We start from the raw sequence: 2,953 nt of genomic DNA on the forward strand, positions 1-2,953 counted from the left end.
CAAAAAAAAATCGAAGCAAATAAAAATAGATTAATTGTAATCCTATGGGCCTAAATTAAGTATTGTAAAATATAACGCTAAAAATGCCCCCCCTCTCCAAACCTTCCCCTTGCGTCGGTATTCGAACCTGCTCCGATTACAGCCCGTTTGGTGTGGAATTGGATGGAAGAACGGTGAGTGATGGGTATAGGTATGGGTTTCAGAACCAGGAGAAAGATGATGAGATGAAGGGAGAAGGAAACTCGATTAACTATACTTATAGGATGCTTGATCCGAGGTTGGGGAGGTTTTTTGCAGTGGATCCGTTGGCTCCAAATTATCCTTATAATGGATCATATAATTTTTCAGAAAATAGAGTCATCGATGGTAAAGAATTAGAGGGATTAGAGGTGTTTTTAATAAATGGAACAGATATGAATACTTCTAAATTCATGTTTAATCCAGATGCAATAAAGCAATTTGAAAGAATTGGAGGAAATACATTGACTGATAACGGTTTTAGTTGGGGAGGTAAGGGGAATTACCTTAATTCTAGATATGGTCAAAGAAAAACGGCAGCAAAGGATTTGGCCAATTATGTAGCCAAACAAAGAAAATTAGGAATTGAAAATGGATCAATTAAACCAAATGAACCAATTACGCTAGTCGGATATAGTCATGGTGGAAATGTAGCCATACAAGCTGCAGAGCAAATTGAAAAATTGACTGGACAAAAGGTTCAAATAATAACTTATGCAACACCAGCCTATAACGATAAAAGTATCGAAGATCCCGCTACAAATAATAGTATATCAAAACATATTAATATATTTTCCGATGGTGATTGGGTACAAGGTGGTGTAGCAGGAGAAGAAACATATAATAATGGATATACGGTCAATTATAAATTAAATCTAGAATTAGGACATATTGACATGGGTAGTATGAAAGAAAATAAAGATTTGGCTAATTTTCTAAGAACTACGATTGGAAAAATGACCAAACTTAAGAATTTTAAGAAAACCGAGGAAAGGACCAACCTAGAACCAGTCCCTTCTAAAATTAATTATCCAGATTATGGAATTAAATTTTAAGGACATGAATCCATTGACAAAATGGACTGTATTACAACTTGTTAGCTCATTTGTTATGTCGCTAATTGTATGCTTCCTGCTAATTGGCAGGGTAGCAGGATTTTATGACCCAGGTGTAATAAAAGTTTTATTTTTTACTCTTTTATTTTTTTGTTACTCTTTAATATTGGGTTTGCCAATCGTGATTTTGTTATTAATCAAAACTAAACGATGTATTTTATTTGATAATAAAAGTTTCTTATTGCTTTTTTTTGGTTCAATGATTCTATCGTCATATGTCACAATTGTTTATTTTAATTTAGATTTCAAATTTTCAGTTGCATTATGTTGTTCATATTTCCCTTCTCAATTTTTGTTTATAAGGATTTATCGATAAATGTAAAAAGCAACTTTGAAAAATGAACTTTTCCTCCAAATCTTCCCCTTGCGTCGGTATTCGAACCTGCTCCGATTACAGTCCGTTTGGTGTGGAATTGGATGGTAGAACGGTGAGTGGTGGGTATAGGTATGGGTTTAGTAGTAAAGAAAAAATCAATGAAATTTCAGGACCAGGTAAGTCATACGATTTTGGGGATAGAATTTTTGATCCAAGATTATGTAGATGGATGAAAATAGACTCTGAAGTCAATAAACTCCCTTATTTTTCATCTTACGGATTTGTAAATAGTAATCCTTTGAGGTTTATCGACCCCGATGGTAAATTTTTAATTGATGTTCATAAACGGATTATGTCCAATGCTATTAAAAAAGCCAACTATCAATTAAAAACCAAGGAGGTAAATGTTTCAGGTTTTATTTATTACGCTTTTACAAATAAATCTAATGCAATTGCCGAATATAGAGATGCTTTGGCGGGAACGAAAACTACGGTCTATGGAGTTTTCAAAGAAGGTCTTTACATTGGTAGTGTGATCTCGCCGGATGTAAATTCTTTACCTAAAAGTGTCGGAGGTTTGGGTTTAGCATCAAAGGATAAAGAACACTTTGACAACATGAATTTTACCCAAATCAATTCAAATTTCAACGAAGTTTATGCGAATATGATTTTTTTAGCAGAAAGTTATAAATCTGGTAAAATTAATGCAGAAGAACTTGGAAATAAAATTGGGCCTTACTTTCATGCACTACAAGATTTATATTCACATTCCAATTATATCGAGTTATATAAATCTATGTATGGTGAAACCTCTTTTGATAAAATCCCAACGTTTGGAGAAGTTATGAGTAATGACAAATTTTTAAAATTCAGAGAACTACTTAAAAATGAATTGCATACAGGTGATTATCCAGGTACTGGTCCAAATTCTCACAAGGCAATGAACCATGATTTGGGCAAAGGTTCTAATTTCTACTTTTTGAAGGAAGTAAAAGGGAAAGCTGTTAACTGGAACTCCAAAGCAGCAGAAGAGGTAGCAACCAAATCTACAATCTTTATGAATGATAAAGTTGAGGGTATGATGATGGAAAAAAAATAATTAATGAGAAACAGGAAATCGCAATTAGTTGCTGAAACAGTTTTATATCTAATCTTGGCGATTTGTCTAGAAAAAGCAATTGTATACCCTTATTTATCATTGCATAATGGTAAAGATGGCGGTTTATTTAGTGAGTTGGCTTACCTATTTTCAATCACATTTACAAGTTCAATTCTGTGGTTTAGAAAATCTATCATTCAGATGATTAGTATATGGATAGTTTCTCCTATAATTATAATCTTTAGTTATTTAGTTTGGTTTTTTTTACTTCAGGATGGTGGAATAGGATTTTTAGTCATTTACATTATTCTCCTTACCATTTTAAAAATTGTTATAAAACAAAAATTAGTAATTCACAGAATTGATGATTAAACATTCCCCTTGCGTCGGTATTCGAACCTGCTC

Annotated in this window: 3 protein-coding genes; all 3 read left to right on the forward strand. The window is 32.8% G+C overall.

All coding sequences use genetic code 11. The features are described from left to right. Window positions 1–83: 83 nt before the first annotated feature. Complete coding sequence (locus Q0L65_RS05525; RefSeq protein WP_296684303.1) at window positions 84–1,073, forward strand: Mbeg1-like protein; 990 nt, start codon at window positions 84–86, stop codon at window positions 1,071–1,073. A gap of 398 nt (window positions 1,074–1,471) precedes the next feature. Next, entirely contained in the window at window positions 1,472–2,548 is a 1,077-nt protein-coding gene (locus Q0L65_RS05530; RefSeq protein ID WP_296684304.1) for an RHS repeat-associated core domain-containing protein, read from the forward strand. Window positions 2,549–2,551: 3 nt separating this feature from the next. Then, window positions 2,552–2,920 carry a hypothetical protein gene (locus Q0L65_RS05535; protein ID WP_296684306.1) on the forward strand — a complete coding sequence of 123 codons (369 nt, stop codon included), beginning with the start codon at window positions 2,552–2,554 and terminating at the stop codon, window positions 2,918–2,920. Window positions 2,921–2,953 lie beyond the last annotated feature (33 nt).

Source organism: Flavobacterium sp. (assembly GCF_024642105.1).
Taxonomy (GTDB): domain Bacteria; phylum Bacteroidota; class Bacteroidia; order Flavobacteriales; family Flavobacteriaceae; genus Flavobacterium.